This is a genomic window from Hahella sp. CCB-MM4, assembly GCF_002260525.1.
GTDB lineage: Bacteria > Pseudomonadota > Gammaproteobacteria > Pseudomonadales > Oleiphilaceae > Hahella.
The window spans coordinates 89,461-112,333 of sequence record NZ_MRYI01000005.1 but is presented as its reverse complement, the minus strand read 5'-3'; the positions used below and the strand labels follow the sequence as shown (position 1 = coordinate 112,333).

The window sequence follows — 22,873 nt, the reverse complement described above, 5'->3', positions numbered from 1 at the left end:
GTGAAATCATGTCAGATTGAGGACCTATATTGACGCTATTTATCCAGCGACGCTGATTTCACGGGACAGGCAAAGCTCCCGTACCGCTTCGGAAAAAATATTGCCGATTTGTTCAATCTGCTGTTCAGTAACGATCAAAGGAGGGAGGAAGCGGACCACCGAAGAATGCCTGCCGCCAACCTCAAGAATTAATCCTTTCTGAAAGCATCGACGCTGTATTTTTGAAGCCAGTTCCGGGTTAGCCAGCGGCTGGCCCAGACGATCTGTAGCCCCATTACCGTCAACGATTTCAACGCCAATCATCAGGCCCTGTCCCCGGACATCGCCGATTTCACCAAAGTCATACTGAAGCTCGCCCAGCTTCTCTTGAAGTTGTCTGCCTTTGATTGACGCCTGTGCGGAGAGATCCTTCGATTTGATGTATTTGAGACTGGCCAGTCCTGCGGCCATTGCTAGTTGATTTCCCCGAAAGGTGCCGATATGAGCGCCGGGCAGCCACTGGTCGAACTTTTTCCGGTATACAAGAACTGACAACGGCAGGCTGCCACCAATGGCTTTGGACAGGACCAGGATATCCGGCTCGATACCGGCGTGCTCAAAAGCGAACAGACGACCGGTTCGGCCGAAACCGGTTTGTACTTCGTCGATGATCAAGGGGATTCCGGCTTCTGCGGTAATGCGGCGAATCTCCCTGAGCCATTCCACCGGAGCGGGGATGGCGCCACCTTCGCCCTGAACGACCTCCAGAATTACGGCGGCAGGAGGGAGAATACCGCTTTCCGGATCATGCAGAATCGTTTCAAGATAACGGGTGCCGAGTTGATGTCCCCGTTTTCCACCGACGCCGAAAGGACAACGATAAGAGTAAGGATATGGGAGGAAATGAACATTAGGTATCAACCCTTGAACAGCTCCTTTTTGATGTAGAGTGCCGCTAAGGCTCATCGTTGCATGGGTGGAACCGTGATAACCACCGTGAAAGGAAAAGATGCCGCTTCTTCCCGTGTGGGTTTTGGCCAGTTTGAGCGCGGCTTCAATACCGTCTGCGCCAGATGGGCCGCAGAAGTGTATACGAGCGTCTTCGGCAAACCCGGGAGGTAAACTGGCAAACAGTTCGTCAACGAAGGCCTCTTTCACCGGGGTGGTCAGATCAAGCGTGTGGAGCGGTAGCTGCTGGTCCAGTGCTGTTTTGATGGCTTCCACGACCACCGGATGGTTGTGTCCCAGTGCAAGAGTACCGGCACCGGCCAGACAATCGATATAGGTTTTACCGTCCATATCTGTGACATGGATTCCCTCGGCTTTGCTAATAGCCAGAGGCAATCGTCTTGGATAGGAACGGGCATTTGATTCGCGGCTAGCCTGGTTTTCCAGTAATGGAAGGTTTCTGGAGCCTTCATTAACAAGCGGTTGCAACATGTTGGTCACTCCTTTGTATATGTGCGTCAATAACGTCTGAATCAATGAAAATCTGTTGTGGTTTGGGATGGCACAGAAAGTCCGTGTGGGAAATGTTGTAGCCATAAGCACCTGCCATCGGCAGGACCAGCAGGTCGCCTATCTGCAGGTCGGAAAAACTCTGATTCCGGGAAAGAATGTCCTTGGGAGTACATAGTTGTCCCACAACGGTCACGGTTTGCCAGGAATCGGAACGGTTGTTGCCGTAGTCCCTTGGGTTCCCCATTGGTAAGTGAATCACCGGGTGATCATGGGATTGGGCTACCGGTAAGCGGAAGTGATGGGTACCCCCCCGGCATATCGCAAAGGTTTGGCCGTGGTTTTGTTTAATGTCTATTATCTGTATCAGGTAATACCCACAAAACGCTGAAATGAAGCGGCCTGGTTCGAATCGAATGCGAGGCGGATTCGGATGTTGTTTCAGGGATTGCTCAAGATGACGACAAAGGGCTGACCAATCGTACTGATCCGGAGTCAGATAGTTGACCCCCATCCCCCCGCCGACATTCAGGTAACACAGGTTGGAGGTATCTGTGACCAGGGCTTTCCACTCGCCCCATTTTTCCAGGTACCAATCGAGCAGGCGCTGGTGCCGTTGCACATCTGTCTGGTGTGACATGGCATGAACGTGGAAGCCGCTGAGTATCAGATGTTCACTCTGTTCAACCAGTTGAATGGCTTCAGCCAACTGCTTTTCGTCGATACCAAAGGGAGTGGGAACACCTGCCATGGATAGTTTGGTGGCCAAATGATCCGGTAACATCGGGTTAATGCGCAGCAATACCTTTTGTTGGCGATTTTGCTCTGCGGCGATGTTCTCCAACCGATGTATTTCATTAATGCTTTCGAGGTGGATCATTTCCACTCGGTGTTTGATGGCTTCTCTTAGGTCGGAGTCCAACTTACCTGGGCCGGAAAAGATAAAGGGCTTGCGTAGTGAACAATTCAGGACTTTCTGAATTTCTCCCCCCGAGGAGATTTCCAGTCCATCCACCAGAGGTGCCACGGTTTCAATAATTTCTTTCTCGCTGTTGGCTTTGATCGCGTAATACAGTTCCACTCCTTTAGGGAGTTGGGACATGAGACTACGAACATGCCTGCGTAGGCTTTCCAGGTCATAGATGAAGGCACAGACCGGTTCATTTTCAACCAAAGCAAGAGATTTTGCGTTTACCAGGATATTCTCGGGTAGTGATGCAGAAGATGCAGAAAAAGACGAGTCGGATAGTGCTTTCATTGGCTGCACTCCATAACTTTCAGTGGATTGTCTGCATGACCCGAATCTTTCGATGTGAATTTGTCATGCCAGGGAGATGGAAGTTGCACATAACCAGCCTGCTTATCTGCAGCTCCGGCCAATCTCACCCTGAAATTGGTTTTACATGGAATATCATCACCTGAGAGCAAACCGTCCAGTTCCGGTGTTGGTGTTGCCAACTCTTTCCGGATCATCTGAAGCTCTTCATAAACCATCTGCCACATCTGTGGAGCCAGTTCAGGATGATGATGGGTGAGCGCCAACACGGCTTCTGAAAGGTTATTGACGAACAGGCAGTAGGCGATTCGGCTCCACCCCTGGGCTCGTGGGTAAGTCATGGACTGTTTGACCCGTGGGTGAGTGTCCTCGGGAATCCACTGGCTGCCCAGATCGGAGGTCAGTTTGACGCCTTCATAGTCACGCAGAAGCACCTTTTCCGGGTAACCCTGCCGGTGAACCACGATGGTATTCTGCAAATGAGGTTCAAACACGATTCCATGATTGAAGAACAGGCTGATAACTGGACGTAACAGCAAAGACTGGTAGTGACGGAACCAAGCCAGACGGTCCTGCGATGTGGGAGAATGACCAAGATAATCCTGTAGAAAGTTAAGGATGACGGGAAGCAGGGCTCCGTCCCGGCCGAACAGCGTGCCTGCCATCAGGCTGTTTTCCATCCCCTCATGTTGGCAAAAGTTGCGTCGCAAAATGGCCCCGGTTTGTTCACGGAACCAACGTTGATCTTCCTCTGAAGCCGCGACGGGTGACCAACTGATAGCTCCTGGTTCACCCAGCAATTGCAACCCACCGGTGGTTGCAGGGGAGTCCGTGACCAGGTGGGTGAGCAGCCGGTCAATGATCAGAGCGCTTTCCAATTCATACCAGGCATTCTTGCGCACGCAGTTGGTGATGCGGACGTTCAGTGATCCTTTAATGAAGAAATCGTGATCCTTCACATACAGGGTTCTAAGGGAAGCCGTAGGCCAGGCGTCAAAACCGGATCTGCCCAGATCGCGGATAATGTTATCGGATAGCAATTGCTGGACTCTGGGGTCGGTTCGGAAGAGTTCGCCCTGTACCGGATGCATACTGATAATGGCCATACCTGGACGAGCACCGGATTGGTTGGCAAAACCGTTAAGAACCTGCCGGTCAGATAATTCATTGCCACTGACCCACAGACCATTCATGGGGACCTCAAACTGGTGCAGCCGCATTGATCGAGCAAACTCTGGGGAATAGTCTTGCTGCTGCAAATGTTGAGGCCAGAGCCGGGCTTTGGGAGCGGGATGAGTCGGATGACCAAACCAAAGGCTTTGCTCGCTATCAAGATAGCCTTTTAATGAGCGTCTGACCTGGGAGGTGAGTTGGGCCACAATCGTTTGCTTAAGCTCGCCGCTTGCAAGAATCTGGTCCATGAGCTCTTCGTTGCGATGACCGGTGATCTCAGAGCAGCTTTCCAGTAAATACTCGGCAAAAGTTCTAAGCTGAAGCTTTCTCCAGGGCCCGGATTGGCGCTTCCCAAAAGCGCCCGAGAGGTAATATTGACTACCCAGGTTATCCTGACGATCAACCAGTACCAGGAAACGTGTTCCGTTAGGCATGTCTACCCTCAGGGGAAAGGCATTCACAGAACGTGCGCGATGGGATAGTTGAAGAGGTAGCCCCATCGGTTCACTCGGCCAGCCATAGCGAACCAGTGATAAAGGCAGAGCGAATTCCTTGATCAGGCAGTTCAGCAGAGCGTGACAGGCAGCCTGCTCGCCGATGACATTGGCGTATACGGCATAAGGAGGATTGAGGCTCATGCCATCGCCTCCAACATCGGGGATTCCTGATGAGTTTCACACCATTGCAGCGGCTGGGAGGGTATACCCAGGCAGATATTGATGGTTTCCCTGAACAGGTTCCCTTCCAGATGCTCGTTCAGTGACAACTCGCCGTCTTCGGTGTGAAGTCCGTTATGGATTTCCTTTATCCTTGGGCCGTTGGCGGTGATGGTATATTCGACATGGTGACGGCCCAGCCCAAGTCCCAGTCCGGACAACTGACTCAGAACCTCATTTTGTAATGGAAGTGTTGCCATCCATTGCGGCTGACGAATGGTGCTACCGGAAAGCTCCTGAATCTGGATGCGGCTTCCGCCCAGTACGATAAAACCCTCAGGAGTACCCAGACCCTCCAGGGTATAAAACTCGCCTTCTACATAATTCTCAACAAGCGCGAATCCTTCACTAAGGGTTGTGAGATAACGGCTTAACTCCTCCTGGTTTCTCACAACCTGTCCATTGTCGCCGGTTCCGGGTTCCAATGATTGAACGACTGCAGGGAAATGCTTGATCATGGATGCTGATTTAAGGTCCGCAGCTTGAATGATTTTGCTGTTGGTTACATTATCGGAGGGATCGAGCCGGTTATGTAAAGCGTTTTTCTGGCTGCAGAGAAGTGTGCTGTGCCAGGACGGGCCGGATAGGCCGTGATAGTCTGAAAGTATTGCTGCACTGGGTTGTAAACCGGGTGCCATGGCGAGAATACCGTCGCATCTTAACTGATGTATCGCCATTAATCTGGCGACAGATAGAGGATTGAAGATATCGCATTCGAGAAGTTTGCAGTGTTGATACGCCGGGACGAATTTCTTCCGCAATACATGCTCATGGATACAGTCTGTCAGAATGGTCACCTCGACGTTCAGGTCGATAGCGGCCGGGATAAATCCTTCCTCGAGGACTCGCGTCGGCAAATGGGAGAGTAAAATCAATTCCATTTGGGGCCTCACAAAGTGGTTAGTTGCAAATAGTTTGCATACGGTAATGAGAATCATTCGCATTGTAAATAGAAAGAATGACCTAATCCTCAGTTTTTTTGATTGTGACGAACTAGACTTTTGTATAAGACAGACTCAAGAGAGGTAAAAAGCTCACGGCAAAACGCCTGAACATTGATCGAGATTGCACGCATGAAACGGCAGTAACATATGAGCCGTTTTGGATTGCCGGGAAAATGGGAAAAGGAAGAATTGAAATAATGAATAGGCGGGATTAAGCGAAAAGAAAGGCACCGCTATCAGCGGTGCCTTGTGCGATGATAAAATTTATAAATCAGTAAACTACATAGATAAGAAGGCTAAATAAATCAGTAGGTTACAGAGTATCCTAAAGTAATTGTCCGACCTTGGGCGCTGAGACCTGAAGGTGAGCCGTAGGTGGCTTCAGCCCACTGGGAATAAACGGTTTTGTAATCACGATCGAAGAGGTTGCTGATGCCGGCACTCAGTTCTCCTACCGGTAGAGTAAAGCGGCCTAGAAGGTCGACCACCAGGTACCCATCGATTGGTTTGATGCTGCTCATTTCACCGCTTGTTTCGTCTATTTCAGCACCTTTGTCGTAGCTTTGTACTTTTAGAGCCTGTAACCGAAGGCTGTAGTTGTCCGCGACGTAACCGACATAGGTCGTAATTTTTTCCGGAGAAACTTCGCTGGCATCCAGGTCGACCCAGGTTCCGGCATCGGTATCGAAGGTTCGACCTTCCGTAAACGAGTAGGTAGCTCCTGTGACCAGGTTATCTGTCAGATAGTAATCCAACGTGGCTTCTGCACCATAAATACGTTTCTGCTGTTCCAGCATGTCCACGGAATAGTCTTCATTGAAGACCACCGTTTTATCGGATTTGTTATAAAACGCCGTGATACTCGCCTGAATAGGCTGCCATTGTCCACGCCACCCAAGCTCATAACTTCTCACCTTCATCGCATCCAGGTTGATCTGGTCGATAGTGGTATAAGGCCCCCCAACTTCAGCAAGCTGGCTGTCCTTGGCAATAGCACCTCGTAGTAGACGGGCAGTATCGGGTAACTCAAAACCTTCGGAATAATTAATGAAGATCTCATGCTCAGGAGTCACCCGATAAATAGCACCGGTGTTGACCAGTAGAGAATTGTAATTAACTTTGCCGCCTTCGAGCTCGGTTGGGGTAAAGTCGGATGGTCTGCCTATATCGTCATATGCATAATCGTAGAGTGATTCGTAGGGCGACGTAAAATTGCTAATATCTTGCTTGATGGTTTCATATCTCAATCCCAACTGTAGTGTTAAGGGATCAACAGGTTTATAGGAAGACTGAACGAAACCTGCCAAAGTGGTGGTTTCGACGTCCGGCCCATAAGAGTACTCGCGTCCGGTAGGTGAATATTCCAAACCATTGGATGTAAGAAAAGTCATAGTGTCGTAGCTTTTGGCATTCTGGGAGCCTTTTTCAACTTCGAAGTCTGTTCCCCAGACCAGATTGACTCTTTCGTGGACAGGTGTGTCGAATGCCAGTTTACTGCCCCAAACTTCAGACTCACTGACAGATTGATTCACAACCAGACGTGCCAGTGTAGGTAGTCCGGCACGAGCTTTGAGCAATGTGGGGAATGGATAAAATTTATATTCCCGTTTCCGGTAATATCCCAATGCATGGAAACTTCCACCAAGAGTATCACTGTCATTAAAAGAGATGGAGTAAGCGTCCCTGTGGCTGTATGGTTGGTCATCCAGTTTCAGTCCGTCAACCGCTTCGGTGGGGAATGACATAGTACCACCGGAGGTAACGTAGGCTGCCCCGGGCCCGTAGTTAGGGCCGAAATCGGTGTCCATATCATCGCGAAACCATTCACCTGATAGTTGAATGTCCTGGGTTTCGCTCAACTGATAACCGCCTTTCAACAGAATGTTTTTGGTTTCCGTATCCTCCCGTCCGACCTGTGCAGGTTCCGGTGCAATACGGTTGCCTTCACTATCGTAATTGCCGTAACGCTCTTCGTAATTGGCATTGAAGAACAGATCGAAGTCACCCTCCTTGACGGACACGCTCTGGCTGACATCATACTTGCTGACTCTTTTAGATGGCGTAGAGGAGGTAATGCTGGTGCCGACATCAGTGGAGAATTCAACGCCGTCTTCCCGGGCCTTTTTGGTGATGATGTTAATAACACCACCAGCGCCGCCTGAACCGTAAATTGCGCTGGAACCGGAGATGACCTCTATGCGATCAATAATGCTCGCTGACAGAGTATTGAGCTGGCGGCTGACATTACGGTTTTCGATCTGTGGAACGCCATCAATCAACAGTAGTACATCCCTTCCCCGAATGGTTTGGGTAAAGTCTGTTGAGATTTGTGTGCTGGTGCCCATCCCGGGAACCATCCGGCCGAGAATATCAGCCACAGAAGCTCCTGTCGCAGCCTGTTCCGCTATCTGGTCTTCATCAATCACCTGTACCGTTTGCGGGATCTCTGAAATAGACTGTGCAGTACGGGAGGCTGTTACAAAAACGTCATCCATAACGATTGCCTCATCAGCGTGGGCAAATCCCGGAAGCGCAATGCTCACAGCAACGATACCTGTTGCCCGGGTGGTTTTACTAAGCAGTGGTCGGGTCACGACGTTCTCCTATTGATGTAAAGCGTTATTCATTTGATGTAAAACGTTGTCAGCTAGTTTTGATAATCATTCGTATTTGTAATTTGCAGACAAAAATGCACGGCTCGTAAACTCCTTCGAGTCGATTAATGAGAGATGGCTGGATTAGATGAGAGACGCTGTCTGTATTTGCCGGTAAGCAGCAGGAGGACAAAGTAGCTTCCTCCGAGGACGGCTGTGGTAATGCCTGCCGCAAGCTCAAATGGCGACATAAGGGATTGAGCCAGAGAGTCAGCAGCGACCAAAAGTATGGCGCCTAGCAATAGGCTGCCGAGCATCTTCTGTCGGTAATTTGATAGTCCCAGCATACTGGCCAGATGTGGCGCCATCAGTCCGATAAAGCCGATGCCACCGACAACAGCCACTGAAACAGCGGCCAGGATACAAGCGAGCACCAACATGAGAAGACCCTGACGTTGTATGGAAACACTCAGTGCCTGGGACAATTCCGGACCTAACTGGAGAATATCCAGAAGCCGGGCCTGATGTATTACCCAGACCATAATGGGGAGGCTGATTCCCGCCATTAACCACCATTGGGATTGGGTAACACCATAAGTGGTGCCCGACAGCCATAGCAGTGCATCGGACGCCTGACTAGCGCCTAATGTCAGCAAAAGGGTATTCAGCGTGGCGGCAATGGCTGAGAGCGTCATACCAACCAGTGCCACATGAGTGGGGGAATAGGCTGGCCGCCGTAGTAGCAGGAAAAATACAGGAAGTACCAGCAGGCTCCCGATCATGGATAGCCAGGCGAAATCCATTCGATTCAGGCCAGGGCTGAAGCTCAGAGCGATGACAACAACCAAAACGCCAACGGTCGTAACCCCTGAAATATCCGGACTGGCCAGCGGATTTCGCAGTAGCCCCTGAAAGATTAATCCGGAACAGGCTAATGCAGCACCTGCAAGCGCTGCGACAGCAGTGCGATAGGAATACAGGTAAGCGATAGGTGATTCCGAGCCGATATTTGGAAACGTTAGCCATAACAACATGGCCAGTATTGCTACAAGAACAGTAAAGAGAATGGCTGGACGGCATTCGAATAGTGGAGCAAGTCCAACTTCCCTGGCTTCCGGCAAGCGTGTTCTTTGTCGTGAAAGTTTTAGCAACATCCATAGCAGGAATGGCCCGCCAATCAGGGTTGTCATGGCTCCGGCGGGAACCGGAAAATCATGTCCGCCAACGAATCGGGCGAGTACATCCGCACCCAGCAATAATGCGGCACCTACCACAGCGGTGATAATTCCCTGGCTAAATGACCGTCTGGCACCAAGTAATTTTGCCAGATGGGGGGCAACCAGGCCGACAAAACTGATAACGCCAACCATGCTGACGCAGAGTCCAGCCAGAATAGTCGCCAGTAGCAGGCTGAGGCCTCTAATTTTGGCAACAGAGACTCCCAGGGATAAAGCTGTCTGGTCGCCAAGGTGGAACAGATCCAAAGCACGGGTGGCACCTATCCCCAGAGCAATCGTCAGTGCCAGCGGAAGCGTGAAGTGAACCAGATCATAGGATTCCAGGTGCTGGAGACTACCGGCGCCCCAGAGGAACATTCCGTCCAACCTGTTTTCGTAAAACAACATGAAGCCGGACGTAAGCGCTCCCAATGCCAGGGAAAGCGCCATACCCACCAGAATCGTATTTAACGCACTACTGCCCAGCCAGGCGGCGAATCCGTAAACCACCAGGGCTGTGGTAGCCGCGCCACCGAAAGCCCATAGTGATGCTTCCCATGGGGTGAGGGTGGCAATGACCAGTTGACCGATAATCAGTCCCACCATAGCGCCGGCGTTAATTCCCAATGTGGTTGGGCTGGCAAATGGATTCTGCAGACTGTGCTGAATCAGGATACCGGCCAGTCCCATTGCGGCACCTATCAGGCATGCCAGAATGGTTCGTGGCAGTGTCAGAGTGGTAAACAGCTCCTGGTCTATGTTGATTGTTGAATCTGACCAGAGAGTCGGCAAGATAACAGTACATTGGTCGTCAAGGCACAGCGAAGCCAGGGCAAGCAAAGCCAGCAGTCCCAAACTGAATACTGCAGTTACCCCTAGCTTCATAACCTGTCTCCGGTAGTTTTCTCTATGAGCCTCCAGGAGATGGTGTCCGCCATTCTCATGGCGCTGACGGGGCCGCCGAAACTCCACAACTGTTCTGTACTATATAACTGATCATTGATAACGAACGGCATGTGCGGCCAAAGCGATGAGTCGATCAGCTGTTGAGCATTCCGGGATAGCCCACCGACCATGAAAACATGGGTGTCAGAGAATCCTGCGAGTTCCCGTAGCTGTATGTGAGAAAAGTCTCTTCCGGGAATTGAAGTTAACCAACGATTTTTAAGACCTAATTGAGTGGTCAGAGTGCCGGCGAGGGATTCCGGGCTAAAGACCCTGACGCCCAATCCCATACCTATGGCCTTGGCAACAACGATCTGCTCGCCCTCAAGGCCGGCACTGGTCAGGCTTTTCCTTGACTCTGCAATCGTGTCCCACATCTGTCCCAGCAGGGATCGCGCTTCTTCTTCTTTATCAAGCAACCGTGCCAGTTGGAGAAAATTGGATTGCATGACATCGAAATATAAAAAGTCTTTTTCGCCTGTTGCGGGGTACTGTTGAAACAATGCGGTAGGCGCTATTTTGCTTAAGGCTTCGTAAGCACTGCGGTGGCGCCAGGGGTAGCCGACGATGAGATCAGGTTTCAATGCGGCGATCGCCTTCAGGTTGACCTGGCTACGGCTTCCGAGTTCCGTCACGCCGTCCGGAAGTTCAGGATGATTCGATTGCCATTGACGATATCCTTTAATACTGGCTGCACCGACAGGTACCGTATCAAGGCTGAGCAGCATTTCCACCGCTGTCCAGTTCAGAGCAACCACTCGCTTTGGAGGCGCCGGCAGTTCCAGGGTCCCCAGCGCATGTGTGGCACTGACAGCGGCGTAGACCTGTCCGTAACTTAATAGGAACACACTGCTGATCAGGAGGGCTATCAATCGCAATTTACTTCCTCCAGTGAGGGCTTGCGACAGTGGTTCAATTGATGTTGGCGGCGTGACGTCCTGGATCTGCAATGCAAATAGGTATTACCGTCAGGAAGCTCAACCCGGGTGGTTTGCAGCTGAAACGTGTCGTTGAGTATGGGGAGTTCCAGCAAGTGTTCCGGATTGCCAAAAAAGGCCGGTGCTCCCTGTCTCATAAGCAGAATCTGATGGCTGAACTGCAGCGCCTGGTTAATATCATGCAGTATCCACACAATGCTTTTATTGAGTTGGTGATTGATATCCTGAACCAACTCCAGTAACTCAAACTGGTGACTCAGGTCCAGATAAGAGGTTGGCTCATCCAGGAGAATCATGGGGGTATCCTGGGCAAGGATCATGGCCAGCCATACGCGCTGCATTTCTCCACCGGACAGAACGTCAACGCGTTCCTTACGACGGTCTGCCAGACTCACCAGTTGCAGGGCCCATTCAATCATTTCCTGATCGTGTTGAGTCATACGACCCAGAACTGAACGATGTGGGTGTCGTCCACATGCCACCAGATCCTCAATCAACATACCAAGAGGACGTGGTGCTGATTGGGGGAGTAGAGCCAGCTGTTGGGAAAGCTCGCGTTGACGAAAATGTTTTAAAGGTTTCCCACCCAGTCGAATGTTTCCCTCGCTTGGTGCCAGCAAGCGGCTGGCCAGCTTAAGAAATGTGCTCTTACCTGAACCGTTAGGACCGATGACAGCGGTGACGGATCCTGCCGGAAACGTCAGGGAAATATCGGACACCAATGTTTTTTGTCCAATGCGGTAAGCGACAGAATCAAACTCAAGGGAAACAGACATATGACAACTGCTAATAAGTGATAAGATATTAATTTAAATCACAATCATTCTCATTAGCAATAGTGTATTGTTTTTATGGCTCCTCAGGAAGGGGGGATATGCTATTTTTTGAACATTGCCACAGGGTTAAAACAACAAATATCGGTCCCAGCAGCAAAGAACTACTGAGGGCCTGATCCGGCAAGTATTGAAATAGCAGTCCTCCTGCCAGGGTACCCACGCCATAGCCAATAGTGTGGGCGCTAGTCAGAATTCCCCCAATAAGTCCCTGTCTTTCCGGCCACCGGTCTCTGAGTTGCTGACCGTAATAGGGGGTGCTGAGTGTTACTCCCATACAGGCGAGAATCAGTCCCCCTGTCAGCGTGATGATGCTCTGACTGCTTCCAAGCATCAGGCTGCCCACACTGATGGTGGCGAGCATGACCGTCAGATAGCTCCTAGTGCGGTTTTGCAGCCAGGGAATCAAAACTAGAGCCGTAATAACCATCGTGAAAGCGGAAATAGCCAACATCCCGCTTAACTGATGGGTGGCTTCCTCTGGGGATAACCCGTACTGATGCTGAAGGTAGGGCCCCAAAGAAAATTGTATGGCACCCAGGAAGAAGGTCAGGCAGAAGGCCATGGAAAGCTCGGGTAAGACATCATTCCAGTTAATCTGCTGGTTATCGGTCGGTTCCCTGGGGCTTGGCTTTACGGAGGTCGCACACGGCAGTCGTTTCGACCGGAAGAATAGTGACCATGACATCAGAAGACAGATTATTCCCAGTAAATACAGCGATAGAAGAGCGTTGTACCAGGCACATGCTGCGACCAGGAGTGGGCCTAGTATTCGGCCGGCCTGATTGGCGGCATTCAGACGGGCAAGATGGCTTCGGGTGTTGCTTGAGAGCGGAGTGATCACGCTGGCTTGTGCAGCGCTGAAAACTCCTGATGCAAACACTGCATAGACGAGGCGTGACAACACCAGCCCGCCCAATATGAGCCAAAACTCCGTCGGTTGAAAGATCGCGGTACTGAGGGTGGCCAATAGTAGCAGATGGGCTGTGGAAAGGCCGGCGAAGGTCCAGGCCAGAGTCCGGACAGGAGTATACCGGTCGGTCAGTTTCCCCCATATCGGACCGAAAAAGACAAAGCCCAGTAACCCTCCCCCAATCAGCCAGGACCATAATGATGCAGTCATCGGAGTCTTGGCGATCAGTAGTGGCAGGCAGGCTAATAACGCCGATTGTAATGTGCCCATGATGAGCACACTGATGTGAGCTGTTGTGCTGTTGTTCGCTGAAAGCTTCGTTGAAAGAGTAGAAAGTTTCTCGGTGTCCATTTTGGCCTGATGATCTGTGATTTTTATCAAAAACTCATAAATGATAATTGTTCGCACTTGAAAACAATTATCACACGCATTAGCATAATTTAAAACTCGAATGTGAAGGGACGGAATGTCCCTTATGAGAATTGTCGACTTCGACTGTGTGTTGAAGCCCGATGTATACAATAGCAGCCAGATTACCCGGGAAGGTCATGATGAGCTTCTTTTTTGATTCCTCACTTAACTGTTTCTTCAATGCGATGCTCAGGGAATGGAGTGGCTGGAAATATCGGCCAGCACAGCCCCAAGCTGATACTGATCACCAGCAAGGTTCGTTATATCCCTCCGGATGGTTTGATATTTCAGCTGCCGAAGGCGTTCTGTCTGTACCCTGTCGGCAATATTTCTCGACAGGACGGCATCAACTGCTGGCTCCCTGCTTACTGACCGACAACGACGGTGAAGTTCATACCCTTCAGTTTGAGCAAGCGATGGAATGGGCGATGCTGAACAGTTCTGTGGCGGCGGATCTTCCTGCTACCACCGTCATTGAATTTATCTCCAGAGTTCGAGATAGCAATCGTAATCTTAAGCATGCGATTGAGTTTAGAGGGGATGAACTGGATGCGCTATTTCAATCACCCCTGAATTTTTCTCAGGCTGAAACGGCGCTATTTACCGGCCACTCTATCCATCCCTGTCCAAAGGCCAGGGATAATTTCTCTGAACAGGACACCCTGGCGTATGCCCCCGAATACAACGGAAAGTTTGCCCTGCAATGGTATCTGGTCAGGAAAGACCGGCTATACCTCAAGGAGAGCGAAGGACATGCTTACAATGAGCTGGTGCAGGATCTACTGAAATCAGATAAGCATATGCAGTATTGGGCTGCTCAATTGGGAGAAAATCAGGCGCTGTTTCCCTGTCATCCGTTTCAACACCAGGTTTGGCAAAGCACGCCTCGCATTCGCGACATGATAGAAGAAGGATCTTTGGTATACCTTGGCCAGGGTAGTCAGCATTGGAGTGCCACGTCATCTGTGCGTGCCATTTATAGCTCGCAAGCTCCCTGGATGTTGAAGTATTCGCTCACGGTGAAGCTCACCAACTCGATTCGTCATCTGCAGCCGGCAGAGCTGGTGCGCGGAGCAGAACTGTTCAGAGTGCTGAATACTTCCAAAGCCAGGGAATATGTCGATCGCTTTCCATGTTTCAATATCCTCATGGAGCCGACAGCCGCAGCTTTATGCGGCGAGGATGGTTCACTATATGAAGAGAGTATTGTGCTTTGGAGGCAGAATCCTTTCATCGAGCGGTTTGATCGGAATACGGAAGTACTGGCCACTTTGTTGCAGGATGATCCCAGGACGGGAACTTCCCGGCTTGAGCAACGTCTCCGGTTATTGCCGCAATCCTATCAGGAAGTGGCGGTAGAGTGGTTTCAACAATATCTGGAAGTTGCTGTTAAACCGTTATTAGTCGGGCAGGCAGATTATGGCCTGCTGTTTGGCGCCCATCAGCAGAATATTGTGCTGACCCTGAACGATCTGGGGTATCCGGTAAAGATGTACTTCCGTGATTGCCAAGGCACCGGCTATACCCATCTGGCTCACGAGTTGTATGGTCATGAAATTGCCGACATGGCGAAGGATAGTGGGAACGTCATCGAAGACGAGGTGGCCATCCAGTTATTCAGCTATTACCTGATTGTAAATGCCACTTTCAATGTGATCAGTAGCTTATGCGGGGATGGAGCACTTGAAGAGAGTCTGTTGATTCGGCACTTGGGAGAGTTTTTAGTCGCCGTGAAAGAAGACGGGATTAACGATCACCAATGTATTGACTACTTGCTGCAATCCCCGGAGCTCACCGCCAAATGCAATTTTTATCTGGCATTGCGGAAAACCAATGAAAATACAAATTCAGATTACCTGGCAACATACCACCAGATGCCCAATCCCTTATTGATATGGTCACAGGGAAAATCCGTCAGTGAAGTCGATCTTCATCGAAATTCAGAGATTTCTGAGTCTGTAACTCCATAGCTCCTCGTCATACACAACTTATCGACATATTTGGAAGACCATGAACACTATTGCGCATATTGATACTTCTACGGCCGACAATGCTTTTTCTCCCCAACAGGAGAAATTTCAATTGATTCCCCATTCCGCGGATAACTGCCTGTTGATTCAGAAGGGCACCCGGCAGTGGCAGATAGACTTCAGTCAACACACACTGGAAGACAATACCTGGTTACTTACAGGACTATACGGGAGTATCGAGAATACCCTGCTTGCAGGCCAGTTAATGGATCAGCTCTTTGCTTACACCAAGGCACAAAGGCTAATCATTTCAGAAGCCATTCTGGCTGGAAACCCGGTGTTGAGGATGCCTCATTGGAGACCGTGTGAGCAGGGCGTTAGCATTGAGAGAGTTGCGTTTTATCAGATCCGGGAACACTGGTTGTCGCCTGAGCTGTTAAGTGTAGCACCGGATGCCAGGGTGAAGAGGGAAGGTGTGGCAGAGACTGTGCCCGTACGTCCACAGATTCCCGATACCGTCTTGTATCAACGTCAAATTCCGGGACTGAATGAAGTCTTTAGCCTACGACGGGCCACTATCGAAGAAGATGGTGAACGCTTTCACCGATGGCAAAATGAGCCCAGAGTCGCCAAATTCTGGGAATATCCGTTCAGTCGGCAGGAACTCGATGACATGCTACGTGATCGTCGTGCTGATCCCCACTGCGAACCTCTGATCGGCTGCTTTGACGGCCAACCTTTTGCTTATTTCGAGAGTTATTGGGGATTAGAGGATCGACTGGGCCCTTATTACGATGCTCGTCCTTTTGACCATGGATATCATGTGCTGGTCGGCGAACCCAAATATTTGGGAGGGGGGAGAACCCTGCATTGGATCAACGCTCTCAGTCACTATCTCTTTCTGTTGGATCCAAGGACTGAGCGCCTTGTAGGGGAGCCACGTGCAGATAACAGCAAGCTGCTTAAATGGGTGGAACACACTGCATGGTATAAAGAACGGGAATTTGATTTTCCTCACAAACGTGCAGCTCTGCTGAAGTGTGAGCGCGAAGAATACTTTTCTACCACGGTATTGTAGCCGACCTCCCAACAGGAATGACCGTCATGACATTGGAACCGTTACTATGGGCGCGATGTAATCAATCCCTCGTCGCCAAAATCATTGGCGAATGTGCTTATGAGGAATGCTGGGAACCGACTCCGCTGAGCAAAGGGGAGTACGAACTGGTGATTGGGGATCGCAGTTACCGTTTTCATGCCCGTCAGAGCATCTGGGGCTGGCTCCAGGTTGATCCGGAAAGTATTCGCTGTCAGGGGCAAGAGGTCTCCTCAGCCACTGAATTTCTGGTGAATGCACAGCCAGATCTGAAACTGAATGATATTGATCTGGGTAATCTTTTGGAGGAAATCCAGAACACGCTCTACAGCACTTATCGGCAACAGGAACGACTGTTGGCATATACCGCAGGGGATATGGTCCAGTTACCTGCAGAAGAGTTGCAATCCCTGTTAGATGGACACCCCAAAGCGATTGCCAACAAAGGGCGAATCGGTTGGGGTACAGAAGAACTGGCCCTCTATGCACCTGAATCGGGACAGTCCGTTCGCCTGCAATTGCTACTGGTACATCGAAGTTTGTGCACCGTTGGTTATGAGCCAGAGACAGATCCGTGGCATTTGCTTCAGCTGCACGTAAGCGATGAGCAGAATCAAGTGATCGACCAATTACTCAAGGACCGGGGAACAACGCGGTCTGAATATTATCCTGTGCCGGTTCACCCTTGGCAGTGGCAACGTCATATCAATGTTCAATACCAGGCCTGGATTCAGAGCGGAGACATTATACCGGTTGGGGAGTTGGCGGATGATTATTTGCCTCAGCAATCCATTCGTACCTTCTCGAATCTGAGAGACAGGGCTGATTACGATATAAAACTGCCTTTGACCATCCTGAACACCTCTTGTTTCCGTGGTATTCCCGGTAAGCATATCGAGACAGGCGCAGACTTGTCTCAGTGGTTGTCGTCGATTGTTTCCGAAGATCCATTGTTGAGTGGATTGGTTGTTCAGCGGGAGATCTGTGGTATCCACTGCCGTCACCCGGTCCAGGAACAGGTGGCTCAAACTCCCTATAGATATCGAGAAATGCTCGGAGTCGTCTGGCGGGAGTCTTTGCAGAAGTTTGTGAATCAGGACGAACAGGGCATTTTGATGGCGACGCTTATGCAGTGCGATAGCCGTGGCAAGGCTCTGGTCGCTGAGTATATTCGCCGTTCAGGACTCGCCCCGGAAGCTTGGCTGCGTGAATTGTTCAGTAAGGTTGTCGTACCCCTTTATCACCTGATGGCGAAATATGGAGTGGGGCTCGTCGCTCATGGCCAGAACATCAGTGTGATATTGAGAGATCATGTGCCGGTTCGCGTCAGTGTTAAGGACTTTCATGGTGATCTGCGTATAGTAGACCAGGATTTTCCAGAGCTTGCCGACATGCCCATGCAGGTGAAAGCTTGTCTTACGCGGTTTCCCGCAAAGTACCTTATTCATGATCTGGTTACCGGGCATTTTGTTACCACGCTGAGGTTCATATCACCGTTGGTGGAGGAACAGTGTGGTGTCACGGAAGCCCGTTTCTATGCCCTTCTTGCGGAAAGTATAAGTAAGTACCAGAAGCAACACCCGGAGCTCGCTGCCCGGTATGAACTATTTCCCATGTTTACCGACACTATTCTGAAAGTTTGTATAAATCGGGTGCGTTTTCGCATCGGATATGCTGATTCGGCGGAACGACCTATCCCCGAACTTGGTACCCCGATCAACAACCCATTAGTTTTGGATCGAGTCACGGAGCACGACTATGACACAGCCTCTTGATCTTGCAGGCCTTGGCGCAGGACCTTTCAATCTGAGCATTGCAGCGCTCATAGATGGCCTGAATCGGCAAGGGAGAAGCATCCGCTCAACGTTTTTTGAGCGTAAATCCTCATTCAGCTGGCATCCGGGAATGTTATTGCCGGACGCGCGAATGCAGACCTCCTACCTGAAGGACTTGGTGACAGGCATTGCGCCCACCAGCCCATACAGCTTTTTGAACTATCTGGTATCTCATAAGCGCTTTTACCAATTCCTGTCTGCTGAACTCACTGCTGTCACTCGGGCCGAATATGCTGATTACCTGCGCTGGGTATCGGAGCAGCTACCTAATGTTCAGTTCAATTCGCCGGTTGAGAATGTGGAGTTTTCAGAAGGGCAATTTCGGTTGTATTTTGACGGTGTTTCAGAGCCTGTGAAGGCTAAGAATATTTGTCTTGGCACTGGAAAAAGGCCTCATATTCCTGAGTGTGCCCGCAAGCATATCGGTGGCAACGTATTTCATGCTATTGGCATTGCCCAGCGGCAGTTTTCGGTGGAAGGGCTTCGGGTTGCAGTTGTTGGCGGTGGCCAAACCGGTGCGGAAGTATTCCAGAGCATGATGGATAACCAATGGGGAAGGCCGGCGAGTGTGCACTGGCTATCGCGGCGACAGAACTTTGAACCGCTGGACGAAACCCCTTTCACCAATGAATTTTTTACACCCCAGTATGTGGATGCGTTTTTCCAGCTGCCAGGAAAAATCAAACAACGGCTGGTGGCCAGCCAGAAGCTGGCATCCGATGGGATTTCGCCGGATACCCTCAAAGCCCTGTACCAAAAGTTATATGACAAGGCTGTCAGGGGGCAGGCTGAGCACCTTGACCTTCGACCTTATCGTGAAATGTCAGGCATGACCTACGAAAACGGCCGTTATTCCCTGGAGTTGTTGAATGGGCTTAATCAGCAATCCGAATCGTTGCAGGCCGATGTTGTGGTGCTATGCACCGGATTTGAATCTGACATTCCCGTGTATATGGATAGCCTGCGCAGCAAGTTGTCTATTGATGCTGAAGGACAGTTTGAATTAAGCCGGGACTTTGAAGTGGAGTGGAATGGACCATCAGAAAACCGCATCTTTGCTGTGAATGCCGGACGTCATAGTCACGGTATCGCCGAGCCCCAGATGAGTCTGATGTGCTGGCGGTCTGCCAGTATTATTAATCGCTTACTGGGCGAACAGGTATTTGATCTAGAGCAGCGTGTCAGTCTGGTGAACTGGCAGGAGGAGCTTCAGCCTGAAGTCGAAATGGCTTACGACATGGCTATTTAACAGAAATACCCCATCAACTCGGTACCGGGTTGATGGGGATCAGTCTAATCAGCAGAAATATGCTTCACCCCTTCCAGGGCTTTCTGCCAGCCTTTGTACAGCCGATTGACGGTGTTGTCTTCCATCTTGGGTTTGAATGATCGCTCACATTGCCAGTTGCTTTGCAGCTCTTCCAGGGAGGAATAAATACCCTGTTGCAGTGCCGCCAGCATTGCAGCGCCCAGCGCTGTGGTTTCCGTAACCAGTGGGCGATCCACTTGAACCTGAAGAATGTCTGACAGGAACTGCATAACCCAGTCGTTGACTACCATCCCACCGTCGACCCGAAGAGCGGCCAGCTCTTCCACGCCGTCAGCCTTCATGGCCTCCAACAGGTCGCGGGTCTGGTAGCATACGGATTGCAGACCGGCCGTCACAATCTGTTCAATGCCGGTATCCCTAGTCAGGCCGACAATGGCACCACGTGCTTTGGGATCCCAGTGAGGTGCTCCCAGTCCGGTAAAGGCGGGTACCAGGTATACGGATTGGTCTGCACCGGCTTTCAGGGCGTGTTGCAGACTGTCGCCGGCGCTGGTGATCAGCTTGATGCCGTCGCGCAGCCATTGCACTGTTGCGCCTGCCATGAAGATACTGCCTTCTATGGCGTAGGTGACCTTGCCGTCCAGGCAGTAACCGATCGTCGTCAGCAATTGATTTTCGGAAGTCAGGGGCGTATCGCCGGTGTTCATGATCATGAAACAGCCGGTGCCATAGGTGCTCTTGCACATACCCGGTTCAAAACACGCCTGGCCAAACAGCGCAGCTTGCTGGTCGCCTGCAACACCGGAAATCGCCACATGGCCGCCGATAAAGTGCTCATCTGTGTGACCATAGTCGTCAGCACAATTCAACACTTCAGGCAGCATACTGGTAGGAATATCCAGCAGTTGAAGGAGTTCTTCGTCCCATTGCTGAGTCTTGATGTTGTACAGCATGGTACGGGAGGCATTAGTGGCGTCGGTCGCATGAGTTTTACCGCCGGTCATCTTCCACATCAGGTAAGTATCGACGGTACCGAACAGTAATTCGCCTTTCTCGGCTCTTTCCCGAGCGCCTTCCACTTGATTCAGTATCCAGCGGATTTTGGTGCCGGAAAAATAAGGGTCTATCAGTAGGCCGGTTTTATCACGAACCTTTTCGGCCAGTCCTTGATTTCTCAGTTCCTGACAGTATTCCGCGGTACGGCGATCCTGCCAGACAATGGCATTATAAATGGGCTCACCGGTTACTTTGTCCCAAACAATAGTGGTTTCGCGTTGGTTGGTAATCCCAATGGCCGTAATATCGTGGGCTTTGATACCGGCCTGTTTGAGAACATCACGGCATACATGTTCGGTGGTATTCCACAGGTCAAACGGATTATGTTCCACCCAGCCATCGCTGGGGAAATGCTGTGGAAATTCCTGTTGGGAAATAAAGGCAGGTTTACCCTGGTGGGTGAACAGTATGGCACGGGTGCTGGTCGTGCCTTGGTCAATGGCTAACAGGTATCCATTCACGGTTGTTATTCTCGTATTAGTGAAACGGTCAGGTTTTCAGTAAACAGTCGATCTTCAGCGTAACAGCATTATTGGATAAAAGCATCGGCCAGGCGATCGCCTGGCCGTGTTATCTGCTTATGCTGCAACGCGGTTATCGACCGCTTTTTTTTCAATATAGTCACTCACTGCGCTCTGTTGTTCCGCGTTAAGGAACAGACCCATTTTGGTCCGTCGCCAGAGCACGTCTTCTGCAGTACAGGCGAACTCGTACTGTACCAAATAGTCCACTTCGTTTTGAGTGAGATCAGAACCGAAATCGATTCCAAGGTCGCTCAGAGATTCCGCTTCACCGAGAATCATCTCTGCCCTGGTACCGTAGGTCGTTGCCAGACGCTTGGCGGTCTCCTGGGTCAGGAATGGGTACAATTCCCGCAACTTGGCGATATAAGCGTTAATGTCGGCACCGATATTACCTCCCGGGAGCTGGCTGGTTGCGGTCCAGGAATGCCCCATGGAAGGATAAAACGGCTTGAGCTTGTTCATGACAGCTTCGCTCAGCTTGCGATAGGTGGTCAGTTTGCCACCGAAGACAGACAGCAAAGGTAACTTGCCTTCTGTTTCCAGCTCAATGGTGTAGTCCCTTGTCACCGCCTGAGGAGAATCAGACTCGTCATCACACAATGGGCGAACACCTGAATAGGTCCATACCACATCTGCCGGGGAAATCTGGCGAGTGAAGTGCTGATTGACGATCTTGCACAGATAATCGATTTCTTCCTGCGATATCGCAACACTGTCAGGTTCGCCCTTATGTTCCACATCAGTGGTGCCGACGATAGAGAATTTATCCAGGTAAGGAATCACAAACACGATACGGCCATCTTCGTTTTGCAGAATGTAGGCCTGTTCCTGATCATGAATTTTAGGTACCACAATGTGACTACCCTTGATCAGCCGGATTCCTCTGGGACTGGTGCGGGACAGCTCCTGGGTCAGCAGGGCTTTGACCCAGGGGCCGGCCGCATTCACCAGACCTTTGGCTTTCAGAGTACGTTCTTTGCCGGTCAGCTCATCGCGTACCTGAATGTGCCATAAATCGTTTTCCTGTTTTGCTCCAATGCACTTGGTTCGGGTGAAAATGTCACCCCCGAGATCCCGGCACTGCATAGCATTCAGTGTTACCAGACGGGCGTCATCCACCCAGCAGTCAGAATATTCGTATCCTTTATTGATTTCCGGCTTCAGGGGAGAGTTATCTTTGCCGAATTTCAGGAATTTGCTGCCAGGAAGAACGTCTCTCTTACCGAGTACGTCATAAAGAAACAGGCCACTGCGGATCATCCATGAAGGTCTAAGGTGTGGACGGTGTGGCAGGATAAAGCGCATTGGCTTAACAATATGAGGCGCCTTATGAAATACCACTTCGCGCTCGTTGAGGGCTTCGCGTACCAACCGGAATTCGTAGTGTTCCAGATAGCGCAGGCCTCCGTGAATTAGTTTGCTGCTGGCCGAGGATGTTGCGCTGGCCAGGTCTTTCATTTCCACGAGAGCAGTTTTCAAACCACGTCCCTGGGCATCCAGAGCCGCGCCTACACCGTTGATACCCCCTCCGACCACTAAAAGATCATAGACTTGTTCCTTCATGGGAATTAAACCTGTCATTGGATTGTTGTTCAGATTAAACGAATCTTAAAACAACAAAAAAGAAAATAAAAGGAAAATGAAACGAAAATCATAAAATTTGTTCAATAAACGAACTGTACTTTGGGCTCACAATAGGAAGGGAATGTGACAATGCTGTGATCA

Annotated in this window: 15 protein-coding genes; 4 read left to right on the top strand and 11 right to left on the bottom strand. The window is 50.6% G+C overall.

What is annotated here, in order from left to right:
- Positions 1-39: 39 nt before the first annotated feature.
- From BTA51_RS11635 to BTA51_RS11595, 9 genes are all read right to left on the bottom strand, one after another.
- Entirely contained in the window at positions 40-1,419 is a 1,380-nt protein-coding gene (locus tag BTA51_RS11635) for a diaminobutyrate--2-oxoglutarate transaminase (protein ID WP_094707637.1), read from the bottom strand.
- Positions 1,400-2,695 carry a type III PLP-dependent enzyme gene (locus tag BTA51_RS11630; protein WP_094707636.1) on the bottom strand — a complete coding sequence of 432 codons (1,296 nt, stop codon included), beginning with the start codon at positions 2,693-2,695 and terminating at the stop codon, positions 1,400-1,402. The genes BTA51_RS11635 and BTA51_RS11630 overlap by 20 nt, the downstream gene beginning before the upstream one ends.
- On the bottom strand, positions 2,692-4,524 hold the full coding sequence (locus tag BTA51_RS11625; RefSeq protein WP_094707635.1) for an IucA/IucC family siderophore biosynthesis protein: 1,833 nt from the start codon (positions 4,522-4,524) through the stop codon (positions 2,692-2,694). Before BTA51_RS11625 ends, BTA51_RS11630 begins: the two co-directional genes overlap by 4 nt.
- The gene (locus BTA51_RS11620) at positions 4,521-5,483 is read right to left on the bottom strand and encodes a hypothetical protein (protein ID WP_141215584.1); all 963 of its coding nucleotides are present in this window, start codon (positions 5,481-5,483) and stop codon (positions 4,521-4,523) included. Before BTA51_RS11620 ends, BTA51_RS11625 begins: the two co-directional genes overlap by 4 nt.
- Positions 5,484-5,851: 368 nt before the next feature.
- Positions 5,852-8,140 carry a TonB-dependent receptor gene (locus BTA51_RS11615; RefSeq protein WP_094707633.1) on the bottom strand — a complete coding sequence of 763 codons (2,289 nt, stop codon included), beginning with the start codon at positions 8,138-8,140 and terminating at the stop codon, positions 5,852-5,854.
- 125 nt (positions 8,141-8,265) lie between these two features.
- Positions 8,266-10,242, bottom strand: a complete 1,977-nt coding sequence (locus BTA51_RS11610) for an iron ABC transporter permease (RefSeq protein WP_094707632.1) — start codon at positions 10,240-10,242, stop codon at positions 8,266-8,268.
- A complete protein-coding gene (locus tag BTA51_RS11605; protein ID WP_094707631.1) occupies positions 10,239-11,180 on the bottom strand; it encodes an ABC transporter substrate-binding protein in 942 nt (313 codons plus the stop codon). The genes BTA51_RS11610 and BTA51_RS11605 overlap by 4 nt, the downstream gene beginning before the upstream one ends.
- A complete protein-coding gene (locus BTA51_RS11600) occupies positions 11,171-12,016 on the bottom strand; it encodes an ABC transporter ATP-binding protein (protein WP_094707630.1) in 846 nt (281 codons plus the stop codon). The genes BTA51_RS11605 and BTA51_RS11600 overlap by 10 nt, the downstream gene beginning before the upstream one ends.
- A gap of 73 nt (positions 12,017-12,089) precedes the next feature.
- Positions 12,090-13,337 carry an MFS transporter gene (locus BTA51_RS11595; protein ID WP_141215583.1) on the bottom strand — a complete coding sequence of 416 codons (1,248 nt, stop codon included), beginning with the start codon at positions 13,335-13,337 and terminating at the stop codon, positions 12,090-12,092.
- 161 nt (positions 13,338-13,498) lie between these two features.
- Here BTA51_RS11595 and BTA51_RS11590 point away from each other — a divergent pair, with 161 nt between their 5' ends.
- The 4 genes from BTA51_RS11590 to BTA51_RS11575 are packed head-to-tail and all read left to right on the top strand — an operon-like array spanning position 13,499 to position 19,547.
- On the top strand, positions 13,499-15,367 hold the full coding sequence (locus BTA51_RS11590; protein WP_094707628.1) for an IucA/IucC family siderophore biosynthesis protein: 1,869 nt from the start codon (positions 13,499-13,501) through the stop codon (positions 15,365-15,367).
- Positions 15,368-15,407: 40 nt separating this feature from the next.
- On the top strand, positions 15,408-16,445 hold the full coding sequence (locus BTA51_RS11585; protein WP_094707627.1) for a GNAT family N-acetyltransferase: 1,038 nt from the start codon (positions 15,408-15,410) through the stop codon (positions 16,443-16,445).
- Between the two features lie 26 nt (positions 16,446-16,471).
- On the top strand, positions 16,472-18,238 hold the full coding sequence (locus tag BTA51_RS11580; protein ID WP_168188138.1) for an IucA/IucC family siderophore biosynthesis protein: 1,767 nt from the start codon (positions 16,472-16,474) through the stop codon (positions 18,236-18,238).
- Positions 18,222-19,547: a lysine N(6)-hydroxylase/L-ornithine N(5)-oxygenase family protein gene (locus BTA51_RS11575; protein ID WP_094707625.1), complete on the top strand. Its 1,326-nt coding sequence runs from the start codon at positions 18,222-18,224 to the stop codon at positions 19,545-19,547. Before BTA51_RS11580 ends, BTA51_RS11575 begins: the two co-directional genes overlap by 17 nt.
- A gap of 44 nt (positions 19,548-19,591) precedes the next feature.
- Here the strand turns inward: BTA51_RS11575 and glpK are convergent, their stop codons facing one another.
- Positions 19,592-21,085: a glycerol kinase GlpK gene (gene glpK / locus BTA51_RS11570; protein ID WP_094707624.1), complete on the bottom strand. Its 1,494-nt coding sequence runs from the start codon at positions 21,083-21,085 to the stop codon at positions 19,592-19,594.
- A gap of 117 nt (positions 21,086-21,202) precedes the next feature.
- On the bottom strand, positions 21,203-22,711 hold the full coding sequence (glpD, locus tag BTA51_RS11565) for a glycerol-3-phosphate dehydrogenase (RefSeq protein ID WP_094707623.1): 1,509 nt from the start codon (positions 22,709-22,711) through the stop codon (positions 21,203-21,205).
- Positions 22,712-22,873: the final 162 nt, after the last annotated feature.